Source organism: Phocaeicola sp. RTP21359st1_B8_RTP21360_211022 (assembly GCF_040911965.1).
In the GTDB taxonomy this organism is placed as follows: Bacteria; Bacteroidota; Bacteroidia; order Bacteroidales; family Bacteroidaceae; genus Phocaeicola; species Phocaeicola vulgatus.
Genome location: NZ_JBDFXP010000018.1, coordinates 38583 through 58231 on the forward strand (window position 1 = coordinate 38583; position 19649 = coordinate 58231).

11 protein-coding genes are annotated in these 19649 nt (G+C 41.5%); 4 read left to right on the plus strand and 7 right to left on the minus strand.

Going from position 1 to position 19649, the window contains the following annotated elements:
- Positions 1-27: 27 nt before the first annotated feature.
- The 3 genes from AB5062_RS11210 (at position 28) to AB5062_RS11220 (ending at position 4108) form a co-directional block, all read left to right on the plus strand.
- Complete coding sequence (locus AB5062_RS11210; RefSeq protein WP_005842849.1) at positions 28-1014, plus strand: GSCFA domain-containing protein; 987 nt, start codon at positions 28-30, stop codon at positions 1012-1014.
- Positions 990-3455: a bifunctional UDP-N-acetylmuramoyl-tripeptide:D-alanyl-D-alanine ligase/alanine racemase gene (locus AB5062_RS11215; protein ID WP_032953522.1), complete on the plus strand. Its 2466-nt coding sequence runs from the start codon at positions 990-992 to the stop codon at positions 3453-3455. Before AB5062_RS11210 ends, AB5062_RS11215 begins: the two co-directional genes overlap by 25 nt.
- Before the next feature lie 89 nt (positions 3456-3544).
- The gene (locus tag AB5062_RS11220; protein WP_005842844.1) at positions 3545-4108 is read left to right on the plus strand and encodes a DUF4858 domain-containing protein; all 564 of its coding nucleotides are present in this window, start codon (positions 3545-3547) and stop codon (positions 4106-4108) included.
- Positions 4109-4259: 151 nt separating this feature from the next.
- On the opposite strand, the gene AB5062_RS11225 is transcribed toward AB5062_RS11220, so the two are convergent.
- From AB5062_RS11225 to AB5062_RS11235, 3 genes are all read right to left on the minus strand, one after another.
- Entirely contained in the window at positions 4260-5564 is a 1305-nt protein-coding gene (locus AB5062_RS11225) for a glycoside hydrolase family 28 protein (RefSeq protein WP_117700076.1), read from the minus strand.
- A 34-nt stretch (positions 5565-5598) separates the two neighbouring features.
- Entirely contained in the window at positions 5599-8511 is a 2913-nt protein-coding gene (locus AB5062_RS11230) for a glycoside hydrolase family 2 TIM barrel-domain containing protein (RefSeq protein WP_195508318.1), read from the minus strand.
- Between the two features lie 252 nt (positions 8512-8763).
- Positions 8764-10548: a glycoside hydrolase family 28 protein gene (locus AB5062_RS11235; protein ID WP_130084967.1), complete on the minus strand. Its 1785-nt coding sequence runs from the start codon at positions 10546-10548 to the stop codon at positions 8764-8766.
- A gap of 212 nt (positions 10549-10760) precedes the next feature.
- Here AB5062_RS11235 and AB5062_RS11240 point away from each other — a divergent pair, with 212 nt between their 5' ends.
- Positions 10761-11456, plus strand: a complete 696-nt coding sequence (locus AB5062_RS11240) for an SGNH/GDSL hydrolase family protein (protein WP_117814765.1) — start codon at positions 10761-10763, stop codon at positions 11454-11456.
- Positions 11457-11659: 203 nt separating this feature from the next.
- On the opposite strand, the gene AB5062_RS11245 is transcribed toward AB5062_RS11240, so the two are convergent.
- From AB5062_RS11245 to AB5062_RS11260, 4 genes are all read right to left on the minus strand, one after another.
- Positions 11660-13093 carry a sulfatase gene (locus AB5062_RS11245; protein ID WP_172770293.1) on the minus strand — a complete coding sequence of 478 codons (1434 nt, stop codon included), beginning with the start codon at positions 13091-13093 and terminating at the stop codon, positions 11660-11662.
- A gap of 4 nt (positions 13094-13097) precedes the next feature.
- Complete coding sequence (locus tag AB5062_RS11250; RefSeq protein WP_011965319.1) at positions 13098-14900, minus strand: RagB/SusD family nutrient uptake outer membrane protein; 1803 nt, start codon at positions 14898-14900, stop codon at positions 13098-13100.
- 14 nt (positions 14901-14914) lie between these two features.
- Complete coding sequence (locus tag AB5062_RS11255; protein ID WP_229097011.1) at positions 14915-18262, minus strand: TonB-dependent receptor; 3348 nt, start codon at positions 18260-18262, stop codon at positions 14915-14917.
- Between the two features lie 292 nt (positions 18263-18554).
- Entirely contained in the window at positions 18555-19568 is a 1014-nt protein-coding gene (locus tag AB5062_RS11260; protein ID WP_005842818.1) for a FecR family protein, read from the minus strand.
- Between the last annotated feature and the right edge of the window lie 81 nt (positions 19569-19649).

Genomic DNA, 19649 nt, shown 5'->3' on the forward strand with positions numbered 1-19649 from the left:
TTAAATTTTAAAAGCTTTCCTTATCGTATGAATTTCAGAACGCAAGTAGAATTACCTAAAAGGGAAACAGAAATCCGGCATTCGGACCGAATCATGCTATTTGGTTCTTGTTTTGCAGAAAACATCGGAAATTTGTTGTTGGCAAATAAGTTCCGTTGTGATGTAAATCCTTTTGGAATCCTCTATAATCCTTTATCCATAGTGGAAGCTCTTTGGCAAATTCTATCCCATCAAACATATACGGAAGAGGATTTGTTCTATGCCGGAGGCTGTTGGCACAGTTGGATGCATCATAGCGTTTTTTCAGCCTCTACGGCAGCATCTTGTTTGTCTTCTATAAATACGCGGCTGGAACAGGCTTCAGCCGGACTTCCTCAGCTTGATTGGCTGGTTATTACTTGGGGGACTGCATTTGCTTATTGGCTGAAGGAAAGGACCATGGTGGTAGGAAATTGCCACAAACAGCCCGACAGCCTTTTTACCCGACAACTTCTTACGGTAGAGGAAATTGTCACTGAATGGGAATGTGTGTTGGTGGAATTGAGAAAAGTAAATCCGTTCTTGAAGATACTTTTCACTGTCAGCCCCATACGGCATAGCAAAGATGGTATGCATGGTAATCAGATAAGTAAGTCCACTTTGCTTCTTGCGGTGGATGAATTATGCCGCCGCTGGTCTGATTGTTACTATTTCCCTTCTTATGAAATCATGATGGATGAACTTCGTGATTATCGTTTTTATGCAGATGACATGTTGCATCCTTCTCCTGTTGCTGTATCTTATTTATGGGAATGTTTTACAGAATGTTATTTTAGTAAAGAAACGGATAGAATAATGAAAGAGTGGGAGGATATCCGGAAGGCTTTAGCTCACAAACCGTTTAATGCCCAATCTGAAACATATCGCAAATTTTTAACTCAAATAGTGTTAAAGATAGAGCGACTTAAAGAAAAGTTCCCGTATTTTGACCTTCAAAAAGAATTAGAACAATGTCAAGCTCGATTGAAAATATAGAAAAAGTTCTGGGAGCAAAGCGGTTTGGGGACCGTAGTGCACAGATTGATTGGATTTTAACTGATAGCCGTTCATTGTGCTTTCCGGAAGAAACATTATTTTTTGCTTTAAAAACCAAACGGAATGACGGGCATAAATATCTTCCGGAATTGTATGAACGTGGAGTCCGTAATTTTGTAGTGGGCGAATTGCCGGCCGATATGAAATCTTTTCAAGATGCGAATTTCCTGCAGTTGGCCAATCCTCTGAAAGGATTACAGAAATTGGCGGAAAAGCATCGGGAGCAGTTTCAGATTCCGGTTATAGGAATTACAGGCAGCAATGGAAAAACCATTGTGAAGGAATGGTTGTATCAATTGCTGAGCCCGGACCGTGTGGTAACCCGTTCGCCACGTAGCTATAATTCACAGATAGGTGTGCCACTTTCGGTATGGTTGATGAATGAACGCACTGAGTTGGCTATTTTTGAAGCGGGTATTTCCGAAATGGGGGAAATGGAGGCGTTGCAGACTATCATTAAACCTACTGTGGGGATTTTGACTAATATTGGTGGTGCGCACCAAGAGAACTTTTTCTCTTTACAGGATAAATGTATGGAGAAGCTTACTTTGTTCAAAGACTGTGACGTCATCATTTATGATGGCGATAACGAACTGATCAGTTCGTGTGTGGCAAAATCTCTTTTTACCTCGCGTGAGATTGCTTGGTCGAAAAAGGACAATGAACGTCCGTTGTTTATTGAGTCCATTCAAAAAGGGGCACATGCTACCACTATTAAATACCGTTATCTGGGGATGCCGAATGAATTTAGTATTCCTTTTATAGATGACGCTTCTATTGAGAATTCGCTGCATTGTCTGGCTGTGGCTTTGTATATGATGGTTTCCCCTGAACAAATAACCGAGCGCATGGCGCGTTTGGAACAGATTGCTATGCGTCTGGAGGTAAAAGAAGGCAAGAATGGCTGTGTGTTGATCAATGATAGTTATAATTCGGATTTGGCTTCTTTGGATATTGCTCTTGACTTTATGTCGCGTCGTTCTGATGATAAAGGAAAAAAACGGACACTTATCCTCTCGGATATGCTTGAAACAGGACAGAGCAGCAAACTGCTTTATCGTCAGGTAGCCGAATTGGTACATAGCCGGGGAGTAGAGAAGATTATCGGGGTAGGAGAGGAAATTCGGACTGCTGCTGCCCGTTTTGAGATAGAAAAGTATTTTTTCCGTACTACAGAAGAACTGTTGGAGTCGGATTTGCTGGCTGGGCTGCGTAATGAGGTGATTTTGGTAAAAGGTTCGCGGGCTTTTCATTTTGACCGGATTTCAGATCGTTTGGAACTGAAAGTGCATGAAACCATTTTGGAGATCAATTTGAATGCTTTGGTTGATAACTTGAATTATTATCGCAGCAAACTGAAACCGGAAACAAAAATGGTATGTATGGTGAAGGCTTCTGCATACGGTGCCGGTTCATACGAGATAGCTAAGACACTGCAAGATCATCGTGTGGATTACTTGGCGGTAGCTGTAGCTGATGAAGGTTCGGATCTGAGGAAAGCGGGAATTACCTGTTCCATTATGATTATGAATCCTGAGTTGACAGCATTCAAGACCATGTTTGATTATAAATTGGAACCCGAGGTTTACAGTTTCCATTTATTGAATGAACTGATTAAAGCTGCCGAAAAAGAAGGGGTAACGAATTTCCCCATTCATATTAAATTGGATACGGGAATGCACCGTTTGGGTTTTGCACCCGAAGAGATTCCGGAACTGATAGACCGTCTGAAGAAACAGACAGCTGTTATTCCACGTTCTGTATTCTCCCATTTGGTAGGCAGTGACGGGGCTCAGTTTGATTCGTTTACGCGCAGACAGATAGAAATGTTTGAAGCTGCTTCTGAATGTTTGCAGGAGGCTTTTCAGCATAAGATATTGCGTCATATCTGTAATACAGCCGGGATAGAACGTTATCCGGGTGCCCAGTTCGATATGGTGCGTTTGGGAATCGGTCTTTATGGAATTGATCCGTTTACCAATCAGATCATCCATAATGTAAGTACATTAAAAACCACTATTCTTCAGATTCATGAGGTTCCTAAGGAGGAAACAGTGGGGTATAGTCGTAAAGGACATTTGGAAAGGGATTCTCGCATTGCCGCTATTCCTATCGGCTATGCCGACGGGCTGAACCGACGTTTGGGAAATGGACATGCCTACTGTTTGGTGAATGGGCAGAAAGCGCCATACGTGGGTAATATCTGTATGGATGTATGCATGATTGATGTGACGGATATTGATTGTAAGGAAGGGGATAAAGCTATCATTTTCGGAGATGATTTACCGGTCACTGTCCTGTCAGAGATTTTGGAAACTATTCCATACGAGATCTTGACCAGTGTGTCTAATAGGGTAAAACGAGTTTATTACCAGAATTAACGAAAAAAAGAACGAAAGAAAAAGACTTGAAAAGGATGAACATACGTTACTTTTGCGTATCTTTAGGAAGTTACTAAAAATAGATAGCTATGAAACGTATATTCTTCCTTTTGTTATGTCTTTGTTTCTCGGTGCTGTCATTTGCCCAGAGAACGAATGAGACCAAGCAGTTGACCAAACAGGACTCTTTGCGTTTGCAGCAACTATTGAGCGGTCAAGTAGAAATTGTGATAGATGATGAAACACAGAAAGAGATTGACAGATTGTTCAATCCCGAAAAGTGGAAAATGAAATCAACTCCCTTCCCTAAAAAAAACATGAAGTTTGAAACGGAACTTCCTCGTTATTATATCTCTCAAATGGATACAATAGATGGTAGAGGGTATATCAGGTTATTGCCGTACGGACCGTTTGAAACTCCGGAAGAGGAACAAATTTATGTAGAGATTCCTATCAACAAAGAGTTGTTGGCAGGCTATGATCCTCGTTTGGAACCTGCGCCGGCAGGCAAATTTACTCCTAGCGCTTTGATGGTGGGGGCGGGTATCAGTGCTACGTTTGATGCCGATAAGCTGCTGGGAATCATTTTCAGTAAGAAAATGCGTGCAAAAGCCCGTAATGCCAAAGAGGCTGATGCCTGGAAGAGTTATTGAACTATTAAGTAAAGAAACGAATGCCGGATATATGTGGAATACACCGGGATCTTGTGAATTTCATGTTGAAAAAACAGGAGCCACGTTTGGATAGTGCCAGCCGTGGCTCGTGATTAGATATTGTTGAATTTGATTTATTCAACTGCTGATCTTATTTTATATTATTTATACTTACCTTTTTCCAAATGAAATTGTCAATCATTTCTTTGTCGCATTCCCCGTTTTTAGCTTTAATGTTCAGGTTTTCGAATGTAAAGTTAGTAAGTTGATATTGATCAGACTTTTCTACGCTGAAGAAATTATCGCATTTAAAATCAATGTTTCTCATTGTCACATGGTTTGAGTAAGAAACGGGAATGTCTTTTCTGTCTTTCAGGTCAAAGAATTGTGTCCAAGGCTTGATATACAGAAAATGGTCTGCATCTCCGGTGATATCTTCCACCAGAATATATTCATATTGTTGAGGAGTGTCCGGCCGCATCTTTAACCATAACAAACGATTGGCATTGGTGATGTGGATGCGTCGCAAGATAATATTGCGATTGTGGATGGATTCGCTTCCACAAGTGAGGGCGCCGTGGCAGAAGCCGTAGGTACAATCTTCGATGATGATGTTGAAATTACCTCCATTGTTCGGGTCTTGATCTGCCCAGGGACCTTTGCCGCCTTTTAAGGCTATGGCGTCATCATTGACAGACATATAGCAGTTCTTCACCAGTACATTGCTGCATACATCAATATCAATGGCATCCGTACTTGGAGCCTTTACCGGTTTCTCCGGTGAGAAAATATAGAGGTTCAGTAATTTTATGTGATTGCATTTATAAAGATGGGTAGTCCAAAAGGGAGAGTTGATGAGGCGTACTCCTGAGAGTTGGACGTTATTGCTATGGGAGATATGAACCAGCCGGGGACGTAATTCATCCATATTGGTACATTGGGGATTGACTTTTCGACGAAGCCAGAATGATTTCCAGTATCTTAATCCGTTACCGTCAATCGTGCCTTTTCCGGATAACGTAAAACCGTCCACTCTGTCGGCATTGACCAACGCCGCGAAATATTTCAAGCTTTGCCCTTCCATGCGGGTATCTATGATGGGGAAGTTGCTGATATCATCACTTCCCTTCAACACAGCTCCTTCCTCCAGATGCAGGTGTGTTTTGGGTTTGAAGAACAGCGCTCCGCTTAAATAGGTTCCTTTGGGAATGACGATGACTCCGCCGCCATTTTGTGCGGCAGCATCAATGGCAGATTGGATTTTCTCTGTTTGTAACAGGGTGCTGTCATTGATGACACCGTAATCTGTCAGAATGTATTTCTTGCCTAATGTGTTTATATCTACTATCTTACTGTCCTTAAACCAATCGGATACAGGCGTGCCGTCCGGAAATTTTTCTTGTGCCAAAGACGGAAGGCATAGAAAGGCGGCACATACAAAAGTTATTAATTTCATGATTCTGCTATTAAATTAATCACTATTCACTTGTTTATTGTCGGAAATCAAACATCAAATTCAGATGTAACCCTTCATCCCCCGATTTGATACGGATATTACCCGGCTGGCTGTTCGGCCCTTGTTGCTCGATGGGTTTAAAGGAGCAAATAGCCGGGATGTCCAGCAGGAAGGATATATCTCCTTCGGGGAATTTGGGCATGGTGTCTTTTACGCGTCCTTTCGGTTCTTCGGGAGTGAACACATGGAAGAAGATACCGTCATTCCGGGAATAAACGGTGAACGGTGTCGTGTTACTTTCCAATGTGGCCCAATACATATTGGCATGATATCCTTTAAATTCCGGATAAACCAGATTTTCAAAACTTTCTCCGGTGATGGTATTGTTGTACTCTTTGTGCCATACTCCATAATTCGTTCCCGGAATCCGGTTTTTCCAGACACGGTACGGGCCGCGGCCCATCCATTTCATGCCGGAGCAATTCTTTTCAGGATAAGAGAAAGTCAGACCGAGATTGAATACTTTGGAGTCCATGAAAGCATCATCGAATCCACCTCCGCCGGAAGCCCGGTTCAGCAGAATGGCATCCATATAGAGTAATCCTTTGTCCGTAAGACGCCATACGATGGAGTCGGCGGCACCTTTGTACTTGGCACAGTAAACAGCTCCCTCGTTGCTGTTGCGGACATAACTCAATGTTGGTTCGTAGCGCATTTTCATGCCTACTGCCACAGGGCCGTCTTTGAATGGAACTTCTGTTCCTCCTGATGTGATACGGCTGATCATGCCGGTAGCCGGGTCAAAAGTGACGGTTACACGGTCGCTTTTCAGTTCGATGGAGGTAGCGGTTTGAGTGGCGGTGGCCGGTTGTACCGCTTCCGGGGTCATCGGAGTCTGCGCCATTTTATGATCAAAGTATTGTTTTGCCAGCCGGATAGGATAGGTCCAGTTACAGATACTTTTTCCCTCTTTGTCAAATGCCTCTAACTCCAGTACATCACCTTCCCGGAAAGAAGCAGGAAGAGTGAAGCGGGCTTTTCCGGTTTCACCTGGTGCGATGGCTGGCAGTTGTACATGGCCTTCTGCGATAACTTTACCGCTTTCCATGGCATTTTTCAAAGGTGTTTCGCAAGTACGTATTTTGTAAGTCATGCGACATTTGTCCAGGTTAGTATACGTATATTCATTAGTAACCAGGAAGCTGCCGTCAAAGTGGTCGGTAATCAGCAGGGGTTTTAACTGGATGGGCGACCATTGTGCGCGGATAGCATAGTAACTTCCTTCTTTTTCTCTACGCGGACCAACTACCCCGTCAGGAGCATTGGATTTATCAGAATCCAATATGCCTCCTTTATCAGAACGTTTGGGAGCTTCGTCACAGAATACCCAGATAAAGCCTCCGGCAAACAGAGGGTTCGTGCACCAACGATCCCAAAAGTCACGCAGTCCGGCACCACCTCCCTGATCGTACATGGCATGCATGAATTCGGTAGGCATAAATACTTTATAGCCGTTGGTAAAACGTGCCACTCCGGTCAGATAAGTGGGATAATGGTGGGTGTCCAGATCATTGAAATCGGCCCAAGGGTGTACCATGTGGCGTTTCTGTAATTTATCGTATTTGGCGAATAAAGGATCCAGATTATAATTCCATCCTCCTTCGTTGCCATTACTCCAAATAATGATGGACGGATGGTTTACATCGCGTTCTATCATTTCTTTGACTAACTTAGGACCTACTTTTGAATCGTATCCGTTTTGCCATCCTGCCAGTTCGTCCATATAGACAATTCCTAATGAATCACACATATCCAGGAAATGTTCATCAGGCGGATAATGTGAACGGACCGCATTCATATTCATCTCTTTTACCAGCAAGGCATCCTGACGGCTTATAGCCGCACTGGTAGCACGACCTCCATCTACGGAAAAAGAATGGCGGTTGACACCTTTCACCACTAGTTTGGTTCCATTCAGATAAACTCCGTCTTGTGGAAAGAATTCAATGGTGCGGAAACCTATCCGCGTTTCACGGCTTTGCACCGTTTTCCCTTCGGGGTCTTTCAGTTCCAGTCTGGCTACGTACAGGTTAGGGTCCTCTGTAGACCAAGGCTGGATATTCATCCAGTTTCCTTCCACCAACTGTTCCTTGTTCGAATCCTTAATCTGATGAGAAACGGTAGGTTTGTGTCCTTGAGTGTACATCTCTTTCCCATCCTTTAATGAACGGACGGAAACAGACAATTCATATCCTTTGGCATCCCCTTCCATTTCTATTGCCGCTTGCAATTTTCCATGCTGATCGGCGTTCAGAACAAAATGTCGCATGTGGACTGCCGGGACAACTTCCAGCCATACGGGTCTGTAAATACCACCATACAGCCACCAGTCGGCTTTACGTTCGGCTGCATTGATGGATTTGTTGGCTGATTCTTTGGCTATCTTTACTTCAAGCAGGTTCTTTTTGCCGGGCTTCAATAAATCGGTGATATCATAACTGAAGCGGTAGAATCCTCCCTGGTGCATTTCGCCTGCGGGTTTTCCATTGATGAAAACTTCCGTGTCGGTCATCACTCCGTCAAAGAATATTTTTATCCGCTCACCGGGAGTTGTTGCCGGAGATTCAAATTTATATCGGTAAATACCCGTTTCGTCGCTTGGCCTTTCACCTTTTATAGTATACCAACGACCGTAAGTATATTCTCCGAATCCTTGCAGTTCCCAGTTGCAGGGTACTTCGATCTTTTTCCATTTCCCACTGTTTTGTCCTCCCGAACAAAAGAACTCCCAAGTCTTGGTGTTGTCAATACCGGTTCCCGATAAATAGATACGCTCGGGGTGCGGAGCTTGTGCCTGCACGGTTGGTCCACTCCACAGGGCAGCTATTGCTAAAGCCGCCAGTTTGGTCCATTTGTTTTTCATAATACCATTGAATACTGTTTTCATGATACAAAAATAAGGCGGGATAACCCGCCTTACAATGGAAAATCATACATTATGATGAAAAATGATACAATTCTAGGGGATTATAGTTGCGGAAGTGGGTGTGATAAGTGTGATTATTTAGGAGAAAGATTGGAACGCAAATGACGCGAATGACACAAATAAAGCCCCCTCACTACATAGAGGCAAAACCTACCGAAAGGTTAAATTTGTGTCATTTGCGTCATTTGCGTTCCAAATCAGACCGATATTTAGTTACTTTATTTCTATCCTCATGGGAGATTCCTTTTTATACTCAACCTTTTCCTGATTGGCATTGATGTTCTTGAAAACAATGTTTCCGGATCTTTCCCCTTCCACATTCACCATGATCTCTCCGGCGGGGAGTTTGAAATGTATATCCTCGAACAGGATGTCTTTTCCATCCAATATGTGAATGTCATTGTGCTGCGATTCTATCGTCAGCTTCCGCATCGTAAATCCGGCGGCATCATTCAGGGCACCGATTAATTTCCTGCATTTGATCTCTCCATTTTCCACCACTACCTGGTTGAAAGGTATTTCGGGAATACCATTGGCGGTAAAGAACTGGTCGGCTGATTCTACAATGAAATCTTTGATCAGGATATTCTTTACATCAGGCGTCAGCCGGTTTACTTTTCTTGCCGGATAGCGTGCGGCCAGTTCGCCCATATAATAAGCACTGCCCAACAAATCCCAGGTAAAGGCTTTTCCTGCATTGATCATGCGCAGTCTCTCATAGTACGTGTTGTCACTGCCTCCTCCACGGTTGCGTCGTGTCTTGAAACGGATGCCGGTACGGGTTCCGTCGAATACACAATCGTGTACATACAGATTCTTGATCACTCCGGCTGTTTCACTACCACAAGTTATCCCGCCATGTCCATGCTGGGCCAGCGAGTAGCGGATAACTACATTTTCTGTAGGTTTGCCTACACGTAATCCGTCTTCTGCTCTGCCGGCTTTCAGGGTAAAGCAATCATCACCACAGTTCAGCGTGCAGTATTCAATCAGTACATTTTTACAGGATTCTATGTCAATGCCGTCTCCGCTGGGCACCTTGGTGGAGTTGACGGTAATGCCTCTTATAATTACATTCTCGCAATAAATGGGTACCACATTCCACAAGGTACTTCGTTCCATCGTGATCCCTTCTATTAATACATTGGTACAGTTGATGGGAGAGATTGTTTTAGGACGATAGAAAGTCCTGCCTTCCATACCGTCATAGATACGTTGTTCTATAGGCATGTCCCACGGAACATCTTTTTCTACCACTGAAGCACCGTTAGGACGTTTTCTGATTTCAGCATCCATAGGTGGTCCGTAGATGGTTCCTTCTCCCGTAATGGCGATGTTGTTTTCCCCATTGGCGTAAATAAAGGCGGCCGGCCCCATTATTTCTACCCCTTCATGGCGTGTGAAAACCGCCGGCAGATAATCTTCCGCGCGACCGGCAAACTCTATTTCGGCTCCTTTGGCTAAATGTAGATTAACATTACTTTTCAGTACAATACGGGCCGATTTCCATTTTCCCTCAGGAATGACGACTGTTCCTCCTCCTTGGTTGCTGACTTCGGCAATCGTCCGGTTCACTACATCCGTAATAGGGGCATCTTCTGTCATTCCTTTGTCTTTCATATTGACGATGAAATCGGGGAAAACGGGACGCTTCGGCTGAGGCATATTGAAATAGGGATTCTTGATCGGAACGATATTCCGGGGCATGGCTTGTGCACCGACTTCATTTAAATAGGGGATAGCCGGTTTCAGTTCTGCTGTCAGTTTATCCAATACTTCCGGATTCGAGTTTGCTTGTATTGTTCTGATGTTATGAAGACTTGTGTCGCTTCGGACAGTATATAAAGATTCCCCATTGGTAATTTCATTGATATGGGATGGGGTATAGTTTTTTTGATTATCAGTTTGGATATTTGTATTTTCTATCTTTTGAGCGACACTTTGTGTGCTTGCCATACATATCCCGATACACAGTCCCCAAAAAGCGTTTCTTGTCATACTTAGTCTTTTAAAAGTTAAATGGCCTTCATTTTGCGGCTCTTATAGGTAATGACGTTTATAGATCGAATTTGTAACCATTGGATTTGTTCTTATTTTTATAAAGCGGTTCGATGTCTTCTTGTTTGTCTGTAAAGGGAAGAAAAAGGTTGTTTTTATAGGAGTTAAACCAAAATATGCTGTATATTTGAAGGCGAAATAATCAAATACCTATGAAAAAGTATATTATAACTCTGCTGTTTTGCACGTTGTTCTGTCATCCGGGCATTGCTCAAGGTTTGAAATCCGTTTCTATTCTGGGGGATTCTTATTCCACTTTCGAAGGCTATGTTCAGCCCGATACTAATTTTGTATGGTATCTGAAGACGCCTCCTAAAGGACGGAAGACAGATATGGTTTCTGTACGTAATACCTGGTGGCATCAGTTTATTAAGGAGAACAACTACCGTCTTTGTGTGAATAATTCGTTTTCCGGTGCTACTATTTGCCATACCGGTTACCGTTCGGAGGATTATAGCGACCGTTCTTTCATCACCCGGATGAAGGCGTTGGGCTGTCCTGATATTATTTTTATTTTTGGCGCGACTAATGATTATTGGGCAAAATCTCCTTTAGGAGAGTATAAGTATGCGGATTGGTCTAAAAAAGATTTGTATTCTTTCCGCCCTGCCATGGCTTATATGCTGGATACAATGATTGATTACTATCCTAATGTGGAGATTTATTTTTTGTTGAATGATGGTTTGGGAAACGAGATAACTGAATCAGTCAGAACAATTTGCAAACATTATCAGATCGATTGCATCGAATTGAAAGGGCTTGATAAGATGAGCGGCCATCCTTCGGTGAAAGGGATGAAACAGATTAGTGAACAGGTGAAGGCGTATATGAATTCCCGGCAGAATTGAGTATGACGGTTTATGTGGTGATTATTTTAGAGGAATAATGATAAACAGTTTCCGATGATATTTTAGTGAAAGATATACTGGTTGAAGTATATTCTCTCACTAAAATATGCCTATCACTTCTTATTTTACAAAAAACAATCGTCAAATTGCTTTCAGTTATAATCCGATCTCGATGGTTAGAGCAGGTAAACCGGAAAGTTTTTTCATTGTGATTTCATTAAAGTTTCTTTTTTAGCCTTTAAAAATGAAGAGAGCTTATTAATTTCGCTTCTATACTTTCGTTCGTTGACCTTGTTCTTATTTTCTTCTGGATCTATGTGATGGTCGAACAACATTCGAGAATGAATCTTTTCTTTTTGTTTCCATTCCGCATAGTTGTATCTATTGCTAACAGCATTGTCCCCTCCTTCCCATTGGATATATACTTGGTCTTTTATTTTTGCTTTTAAATTTGTTAAAATAGGAACAAAACTAGTGCCATCTAATTGATTCTTTGGTATGGGCAAATGACAAAGTTCACATAGTGTCGGATATAAATCTACGAATTCTACCATGGACTTAGTCTTTCCTTTTTTCAATCCGGGAACACGTACAATTAAAGGAACGTGAGTAGAACGATCCATTAAATTATGCTTACCGAGAAAGTTATGTTCCCCTAGATGCCAGCCATGGTCTCCCAGTAATACAACGATGGTATTATTTGCTAAACCTAACTCATCCAGAGCGTCCAGTACTTTCCCTATTTGCGCATCAACATAACTCAGACAAGCATAATATCCATGTTTGGCTTCTTTCTGAAAAGAAATATCATCTGCTGTGGTGGTACGTGCGTAAGCGTAGATTTCTGTAGAGTTTTTAACCTCATTCGGTAGATCTTTAGGACGAAAACGATTGTTAGCAACTGGAATTTTTTCTCGGTCATATAAATCCCAATATTTTTTAGGGGCATTAAAAGGTAAATGTGGCTTCCAAAATCCACATGCCATAAAGAAAGGTTTTCCTTGTTCTTTTAAACGTTTTAAGTCTGCAATGGCTTTTAATGCCAGTTTTCCGTCATCATAAGCGGTGTCAGGTACTTCAGCCCACTCACAGAAAGGTCCACGCATTGTTTTGGGATTGATAGTTCGTGCGGAGGCTTCATTCATCCATAATTCCCATTTATTGTATTCTGCCCAATATACATCATATCCGTCGGGATGTTTACGGTAAGGGGGTTCACTCCATGAATTAGCATGATCTGAAAGATGGTGGAAAACCTTGCCGTTTGAGATTGTGTAATAGCCATGTGATGTAAACCATCTTGATATCGGAATTGCGGTCGGGCAATCTTTGCTGGCATAAGCGGAATAGTTGACAAAACGATCTGGATAGTGTGGATACACTCCTGTTAATAAGCTGGCGCGTGAAGCTCCACTTACTGGGATATTGCAGTAAGCGTTCTGAAATAATAACCCGCTGGCGGCAAAACGGTCAATATTGGGGGTCTTTACTTCTTTTACCCCATAGCATCCTAACTCAGGGCGCATATCGTCTGCCATCAAGAATAGAACGTTCATTTTCTCTGTCTGTGAAAATACAGACAGAGAAGAGAAGGCAAGCATTGAAATGCTTGAAAACAAAGTGTATTTTAACTGCATAATTTTATTTATTGTTTTCCCATCCAGGATTTTGTTCGAGAGCAGGATTGAGTGCCAATTGATTTAGAGGAATTGGATTTAGATAGTAATGTTCCAACCACCCTATGGGTTTCTCGAAATAATATACATATCCTTCATTGTTGGATGGACCATTCATAACTTTTACATTAAATTCACTTGCATCTTTTAAATAGACTCCAGTAGGTTGTTTGTTTACATAATGTCCTTTTTTCCATCGGCGTAAATCGTCCAGACGAGTTCCTTCACCCATTAATTCAACGCGGCGTTCACGGCGGATTTCCCATAGTAAAGGATTTACATCTTGATCTCTGTCAGGATCAAAATCTGTGGTAATATCTGTCAAGACCATGTCGGCCACGTGAGCACGTTTCCTCAGTTTGTTAATAGTTTTATCTGCTATAGATTGATCGAATAGCCCTAGTTCATACATTGCTTCGGCATAATTCAACAGTATCTCGCCGAGTCTGAATAGGGGAGCGTCTGTAGTACAAACTCCATTGGCAGTGCTGGCATCGGTATGGGTATTATAGTATTTCCATACCCAGAAACCCATTTGGCTGGCATTCCATCCCTGTCCCCAATTGACATTTTTAAAATGGGGTTGCCCTTTGGTTATAAAACCTTTGAAATTAGATGTCGGCAACCGGTGATAAGTTTCTTTAGAAATTGTTGCCATCAAGTCAATATACTCGCGTTCAGAGGGATTATCTGTGAACTTCCATTGAGTAGTAGAGGCACTTGCTAGACTTACCATATAGGGAGGACATACTGTGTGATATAGACGATAATCCCTGTTGCGGAACTGGGCATACACATCTTTGTCACCTCCGTATGTGGTACTGTTTTTGATAGGATGTCCGTCACTGCACAAATAACTGTCCACGGCATCTTTGGTTGCTTCTATTTGTGACTCGCCGGTTCTTACCATACGTGTGAGTCCATGGCATAGCTGGCTGGTAGCATACTCTTTGTATAGAATAATTCCATTGATGCCAGCTAAAGACTCTGAGTTGAAAAGTTCTTCATAGTTGGGGTGTAGGGTAGTATATTTATTCATGACTTCCTTGGAAGCCCGTGTACATTCTTCTAAATAGGTTGTGGCATTTGGTAGGGCATGATATTTTCTCCATGTCCCTTCAAACAAACAAAAACGGGAGATTAATGATTGTACTACAGCTCGATTGATTGTATTATTGCCATCTCCGTCTACTTTGATATGTTCTTCTGCGTATTTCAAGTTATTCAGAATATTTTGGGCCACAACATCCCGTGGGTCTCTAGGGAAATATAGTTCCTCGCTGTCTTCTGATAAGGTATGTTCTACCCATGGTAAGTCTCCATATAGAGACAACATTTTAAAATATTTATAAGCGCGAAAAAAATATCCAACACTTCTCCAGTGTGCTTTTTCTGCATCATTCATGGATGATTGGTCTATATTGTCCAACATTAAATTTACCCGGCGGATGTATTCATAATCCCATGAATCAGAGGATGCAGGTACCTTAGCTTTTTGATACGCCCATTGGCTTTCATTGCCTGAGACATGCTTGATCATATTGTCAGCTTCATAATCTCCTTTAAAGATTTCATCAGTTTGTCCTGTTTTATATGCATAGCCGAAAAAGACGTTATACAGTCCCCAAGAGTAAGTCTTGAAGTTTTCATATGATCGGAAAGAGGTTAATTCCGTTTGTTGATCTTTAGGATATACCTCCATAAAATCATTATTTAAACAAGAGTTCATCAACAGGAAGAGTCCTGCTGCTACTATATATTTTTTCATAATGTCAGCTTTTATTATAAACTTAAATTAATACCAAATGAGAATTGACGCATATAAGGATAAGTAAATCCACGTTGTCCCAAATTGTCTGTTACTACACGTTCAGCATCTATCCCTTTGGGCAGATGATCAAATGTAAAGAGGTTCTCTCCACCAAAAAATACTGATAAGTTAGTAATACCCAGTGGCTTGATCAGTTTTATGGGGAAGGTATATGATAAACTGATATTGCGTATGCTCAAATATGCTCCATTTTGCAAAAAACGGGTTTGTGGTTTTTGATTGGCTTTAGTGTTTCCTTCTGCCTTTTCATATAAACGTGGGAAATAACTGTTTGTATGTTCTGGAGTCCAGTAATTCAATTGAGAGTCAAACAAAGTTGAGTAAGCATCGTAATGTGGATAGAATAGCTCGTTCATGAGCCAAAGATCCCGTTTGCCGACTCCTTGTAAAATAAATGACAGTGAAATACCTTTCCATGTTGCACCACCACGAATTCCGTATTGATATCTGCGAGTATCATTACCGATAATACGAGTGTCGCCTGGTTCGTTTGATGTGTTTTTACCATTGTTTATGATACCATTCCCATCAAAATCCACATAAAGTATATCTCCCGGATTAGGATTATAACCTTCCACTTTGGGAATATTGTTTTTTAACTTTCCTTGACTGTCAAAATCTTCGGTAGTATATAAGCGGTCTGTAGTATACCCCCATATTTCACCTAATTCCATTCCTTTCCGGTAAATCAGATTGTCATCCGAATCTTTTCCTAGTAAGCCTACCTCATTGTCGTATTTTGTGATTTTCGTACGCGAGTCATATAGGTTAAAACCTAAATAATATTGCACATTGCCGATACGGTCATTCCAATCCAAGGATATTTCCCAACCTTTGGCGCGTAAGTCGGCAGAGTTTTGTAATGGGGCTTTGGCACCCAATACTCCTGGAAGTTCCATACCTGGAGCCAACATTCCTTTTGTATCCCGTTGGTACCAATCAAATACAACATTTAGGCGGTTATTAAACAGTCCTAGGTCAAATCCGAAATCCAAGGTACTAACTTTTTCCCAAGTGAAACTATTGCTGACTAGGGCTGGAGGAGCCAATGTTGTAGTAGCTTGTCCGTTTACAACCCAATTAGCCAATGGAGAATCCATGCCAGGAATAAAAGCATAAGGTTCTATACTTTGATTACCGATATTACCATAAGAACCTCTCAATTTTAAGTTAGAAAGAAAAACTTTACTCCATTCCATAAATTGCTCTTCACTGACACGCCATCCTACGGAAACAGAAGGAAAGAAGCCGAAACGATTTTCTTTAGGGAATTTCGAAGAACCATCATAACGCCCGTTTGTTTCGAGTAAATATTTACCGGCATAAGAGTAATTTATCCTATAGAATAATCCTCTGACATGGTATTCTTCAAATTCATCACTGTTTTTATAATCTCCTGTAGCTTGTGATAATGAGGGTAAATCTTCGTTAATCATATCTGTGCGTGACGCTTTCATCATCTTATAGGAATTGCTTTCCTGATTGAAACCAGCCATAATTCCAATGTCATGTTGGCCTAATGTTTTGTTGTAATTGGCATATACATTAAAAGCATTATAATTGGTTGCCCGATTTTCTATTTCATATTTCGAATTTGAAACAGACTGTTCTTTGCGGAAGTTAGCTCCGTGAGCATAAGCAAATTTCTTATCGAAAGTTGTGATTTCTCTGGTCTTTCTATTAAATGTATATTCACCGATTATTTTCAGATCTTTGAACGGAGTAATAGTCAGCTTGCCAAAGATGCGTAAATCGTTTCTGTCATTTTCTTTAGGTGCTGACAGATTGATGAAATTATGAGGAGTATTGATAGGCAAGATTTCACCATCCAGTTCCATATTACCTAATGGAAAATAAGATGGAAAGGCTACTGCTGCTCCCCAAATACCATAAGAAGCTGAAGTATAGGGAAGTTCTGAATGTGAATTCGCATATTTGATGTCTAACTCTGGAGTAATCCAGGAATGAATGTCGGAGCGGATGTAAGATGATATATTATAACGTTTATATGAGTCTTTGTCTGTAACAAGAATTCCATTTTGATTCACCATACCGGCTGACATTCTGTAAGATATTGATTTATTACCTCCTCCAACAGAAATGTTATGTGTTTGTTGAAAACCTGTTTCCATCATGTCGTTTAAGAGATCTGTTTCTTGTAAACTGTATCGAAGTCCGTCTACAACGGCATAACCGTCAGGATAATTGCTTGAATTAGTATTATATTCTTTCAATAACTCTAACCAGGTATCTACATTTTGTCCTGTCTGATATGATACTGTTCCCATATCTTTATAAGCTTGTACTGTTTGTAACGGAGTTGCTTTATGGGGTAAATTACTGGGCTTACTGAATGAGAAGTTATTAGAGTAGTTGATAGAGAAGCGAGTGTCTTTCATTCCCTTTTTAGTGGTAACTAGGATAACTCCGAATGCAGCGCGTGCACCGTAAATAGCCGAAGATGCGGCATCTTTTAATACAGAGATAGATTCAATATCATTAGGATCCAGCATATTTATGTCCATCTCTACATTGTCAACTAATACAAGCGGGGCACCTTCATTGATGCTGTTCACTCCACGGATATTGAAAGACATTTCAGCACCGGGTTGGCCTGATGTGCCTGTTACCTGCAGTCCCGGCATTGCTCCCATCAGTACATTACTAACCGAAGTGACAGGACGATCACCCAATATTTCATCCATTTTTACACTGCTTACTGCTCCTGTCAGGTTGGCCTTTTTTTGTACGCCATATCCTACGACTACTACCTCTTCCAAAGTTTCAGTATCTTCCTTTAATACAACATTAAGTTCTTTCTTTCCAGAAACTTTCACTTCTTGAGAAACATACCCGATATAAGTAATCTGTAAAACGGCATCTTTGGGAGTATCCAGAACGAACCGCCCGTCTATATCTGTGATTGTACCAGTTGACTGGCCTTTTACGATGACATTGGCACCGATTATCGGTTCGCCATTCGCATCTTTCACAATACCTGTCACCTTATTTTGTTCTTGCTGTATTCCTTGCACAATCTCAGTAGAAAGAATGATTTTCTTTTCAAGCACCGAATACTTCACATTCGTTCCTGCGAAAATCTGATCCAATATCTTGAAGATATTATTGTTGTTTGCCGAAACTGATACAATACGTTTCAGATCTACGTGTTTATTGTTGAAGAAGAAATCAAACCCCGATTCTTTTTTCAGCTTTTCCAACACAGTGCCAACTGTTTCATTACGCACTTCAAGACTGATCATGGTCTTTTGCGCATACGACTCTGCCGCATAAGTCATACTTAGCGAACAGATTAAAAAGAGTACACTCAGTTTCATAGGTAATGGAGTTTTATTTAAGATTAACCTACACGACTTTATCATCCATAATAATTGGACGCTAAAATAAATTTTCATAATTTTGTAATTGAGATAAAGTGAATAAAATGTTGTCTTTGCTTGTCGCCAAACAAGCATGGAAAGATGATTTTTTCATACGGGGTGATACGCCAATATCCTCCCGTATGTTTTTGTTTAGGGAGCCTGTTGTCTGTTCATTTTTCTAGTATTTAAATTAAGGGTTAAACGTATATTAGTACACTTCTATTTTCAGCTTTTCCGTCTTTATATCTGCACTGTCAATGTAACGCCAGCGTATGTGGGAAGAAATCCGGAAATATTCCATAATACGCTCCAGACGCTGATGGGTGAATGTTCCTGTGAACGAACAGCCTTTCAGCCCCTTGTTGGACAATACGAATTCCACATTGAACCGCTTTCCAAGCATGTGCAGCACTTCATCCAACGGAGTGTCATTAAAGATAAGCTTGCCGTCTTTCCATGAAATCTCCGATTCGCCCGAGGTAGCGTAGCACTTGATATCTCCGGTTTGTGGGGAATAAACCAGCTTCTGTCTGGGGGAGAGCATACTCTTTTGAAATTTTCCTTTGCTATTCTTATAAATAAACCCTACGCTGCCTTCGATAAGCGTGGTGGAAATGGGAGTTTCATTACCGTATGCTTCCACATTAAAACTTGTTCCGTACACTTCCACCTGCGAATGGTGAGGGGTGGAAACGATGAATCGTTTCCGGGGGTGTTGGGTCACATCGAAATAAGCTTCACCGTTTAATTCCACTTGGCGCACATCGCCGGCAAAAAAGGTGGGATAGCGGAGGGAGGATTCCGAATTGAGGTGAACTACCGTGCTGTCCGGTAACAGGACGGAGGTAGTCATGCCTGCATTGGTTTTTATTTCCACCATCTGAGCGGTGACTACCGGCTGCTGTCTGTCCGGATACAGAGCCAATACACCTATCAGGAGGGGAACGGACAGGATGGCCGCAATGCGTTGTGTCCATCCCCACCAGGACAGGTTTCTAACTTTTGTTCTGCTTTTTACCTTGTCTAATGCCTTTTCCGTATCTATCTTCTTTGTGATGTGCTGTGTGTCTACAGCCAGATAGAGCGTATTCAGCTGCTTGGCTATACGCAAATGCTCCTCATCGGCATTCAGCCAGGCTTCTATCTGTTCGTTCTCCGGCGGAGTGGTGTTTCCTTCGAAATACTTGGTCAACAAAGTTTCTATATCGGTATGGTTTTCCATGAATTATACTTTAATGTTTTCCTTTATATTATTAAGACAAGCGAGAATGAAAGGTATCTAAACGAAAAATGCTTTTTTTTA

Bases quoted from the DNA above. Each gene is read 5' to 3' on its own strand.
- AB5062_RS11255 (WP_229097011.1), bottom strand. From the start codon at position 18,262: ATGACTTATGCGGCAGAGTCGTATGCGCAAAAGACCATGATCAGTCTT.
- AB5062_RS11235 (WP_130084967.1), bottom strand. From the start codon at position 10,548: ATGACAAGAAACGCTTTTTGGGGACTGTGTATCGGGATATGTATGGCA.
- AB5062_RS11260 (WP_005842818.1), bottom strand. From the start codon at position 19,568: ATGGAAAACCATACCGATATAGAAACTTTGTTGACCAAGTATTTCGAA.
- AB5062_RS11225 (WP_117700076.1), bottom strand. From the start codon at position 5,564: ATGAAATTAATAACTTTTGTATGTGCCGCCTTTCTATGCCTTCCGTCT.
- AB5062_RS11240 (WP_117814765.1), top strand. From the start codon at position 10,761: ATGAAAAAGTATATTATAACTCTGCTGTTTTGCACGTTGTTCTGTCAT.
- AB5062_RS11210 (WP_005842849.1), top strand. From the start codon at position 28: ATGAATTTCAGAACGCAAGTAGAATTACCTAAAAGGGAAACAGAAATC.
- AB5062_RS11215 (WP_032953522.1), top strand. From the start codon at position 990: ATGTCAAGCTCGATTGAAAATATAGAAAAAGTTCTGGGAGCAAAGCGG.
- AB5062_RS11250 (WP_011965319.1), bottom strand. From the start codon at position 14,900: ATGAAAAAATATATAGTAGCAGCAGGACTCTTCCTGTTGATGAACTCT.
- AB5062_RS11220 (WP_005842844.1), top strand. From the start codon at position 3,545: ATGAAACGTATATTCTTCCTTTTGTTATGTCTTTGTTTCTCGGTGCTG.
- AB5062_RS11230 (WP_195508318.1), bottom strand. From the start codon at position 8,511: ATGAAAACAGTATTCAATGGTATTATGAAAAACAAATGGACCAAACTG.
- AB5062_RS11245 (WP_172770293.1), bottom strand. From the start codon at position 13,093: ATGCAGTTAAAATACACTTTGTTTTCAAGCATTTCAATGCTTGCCTTC.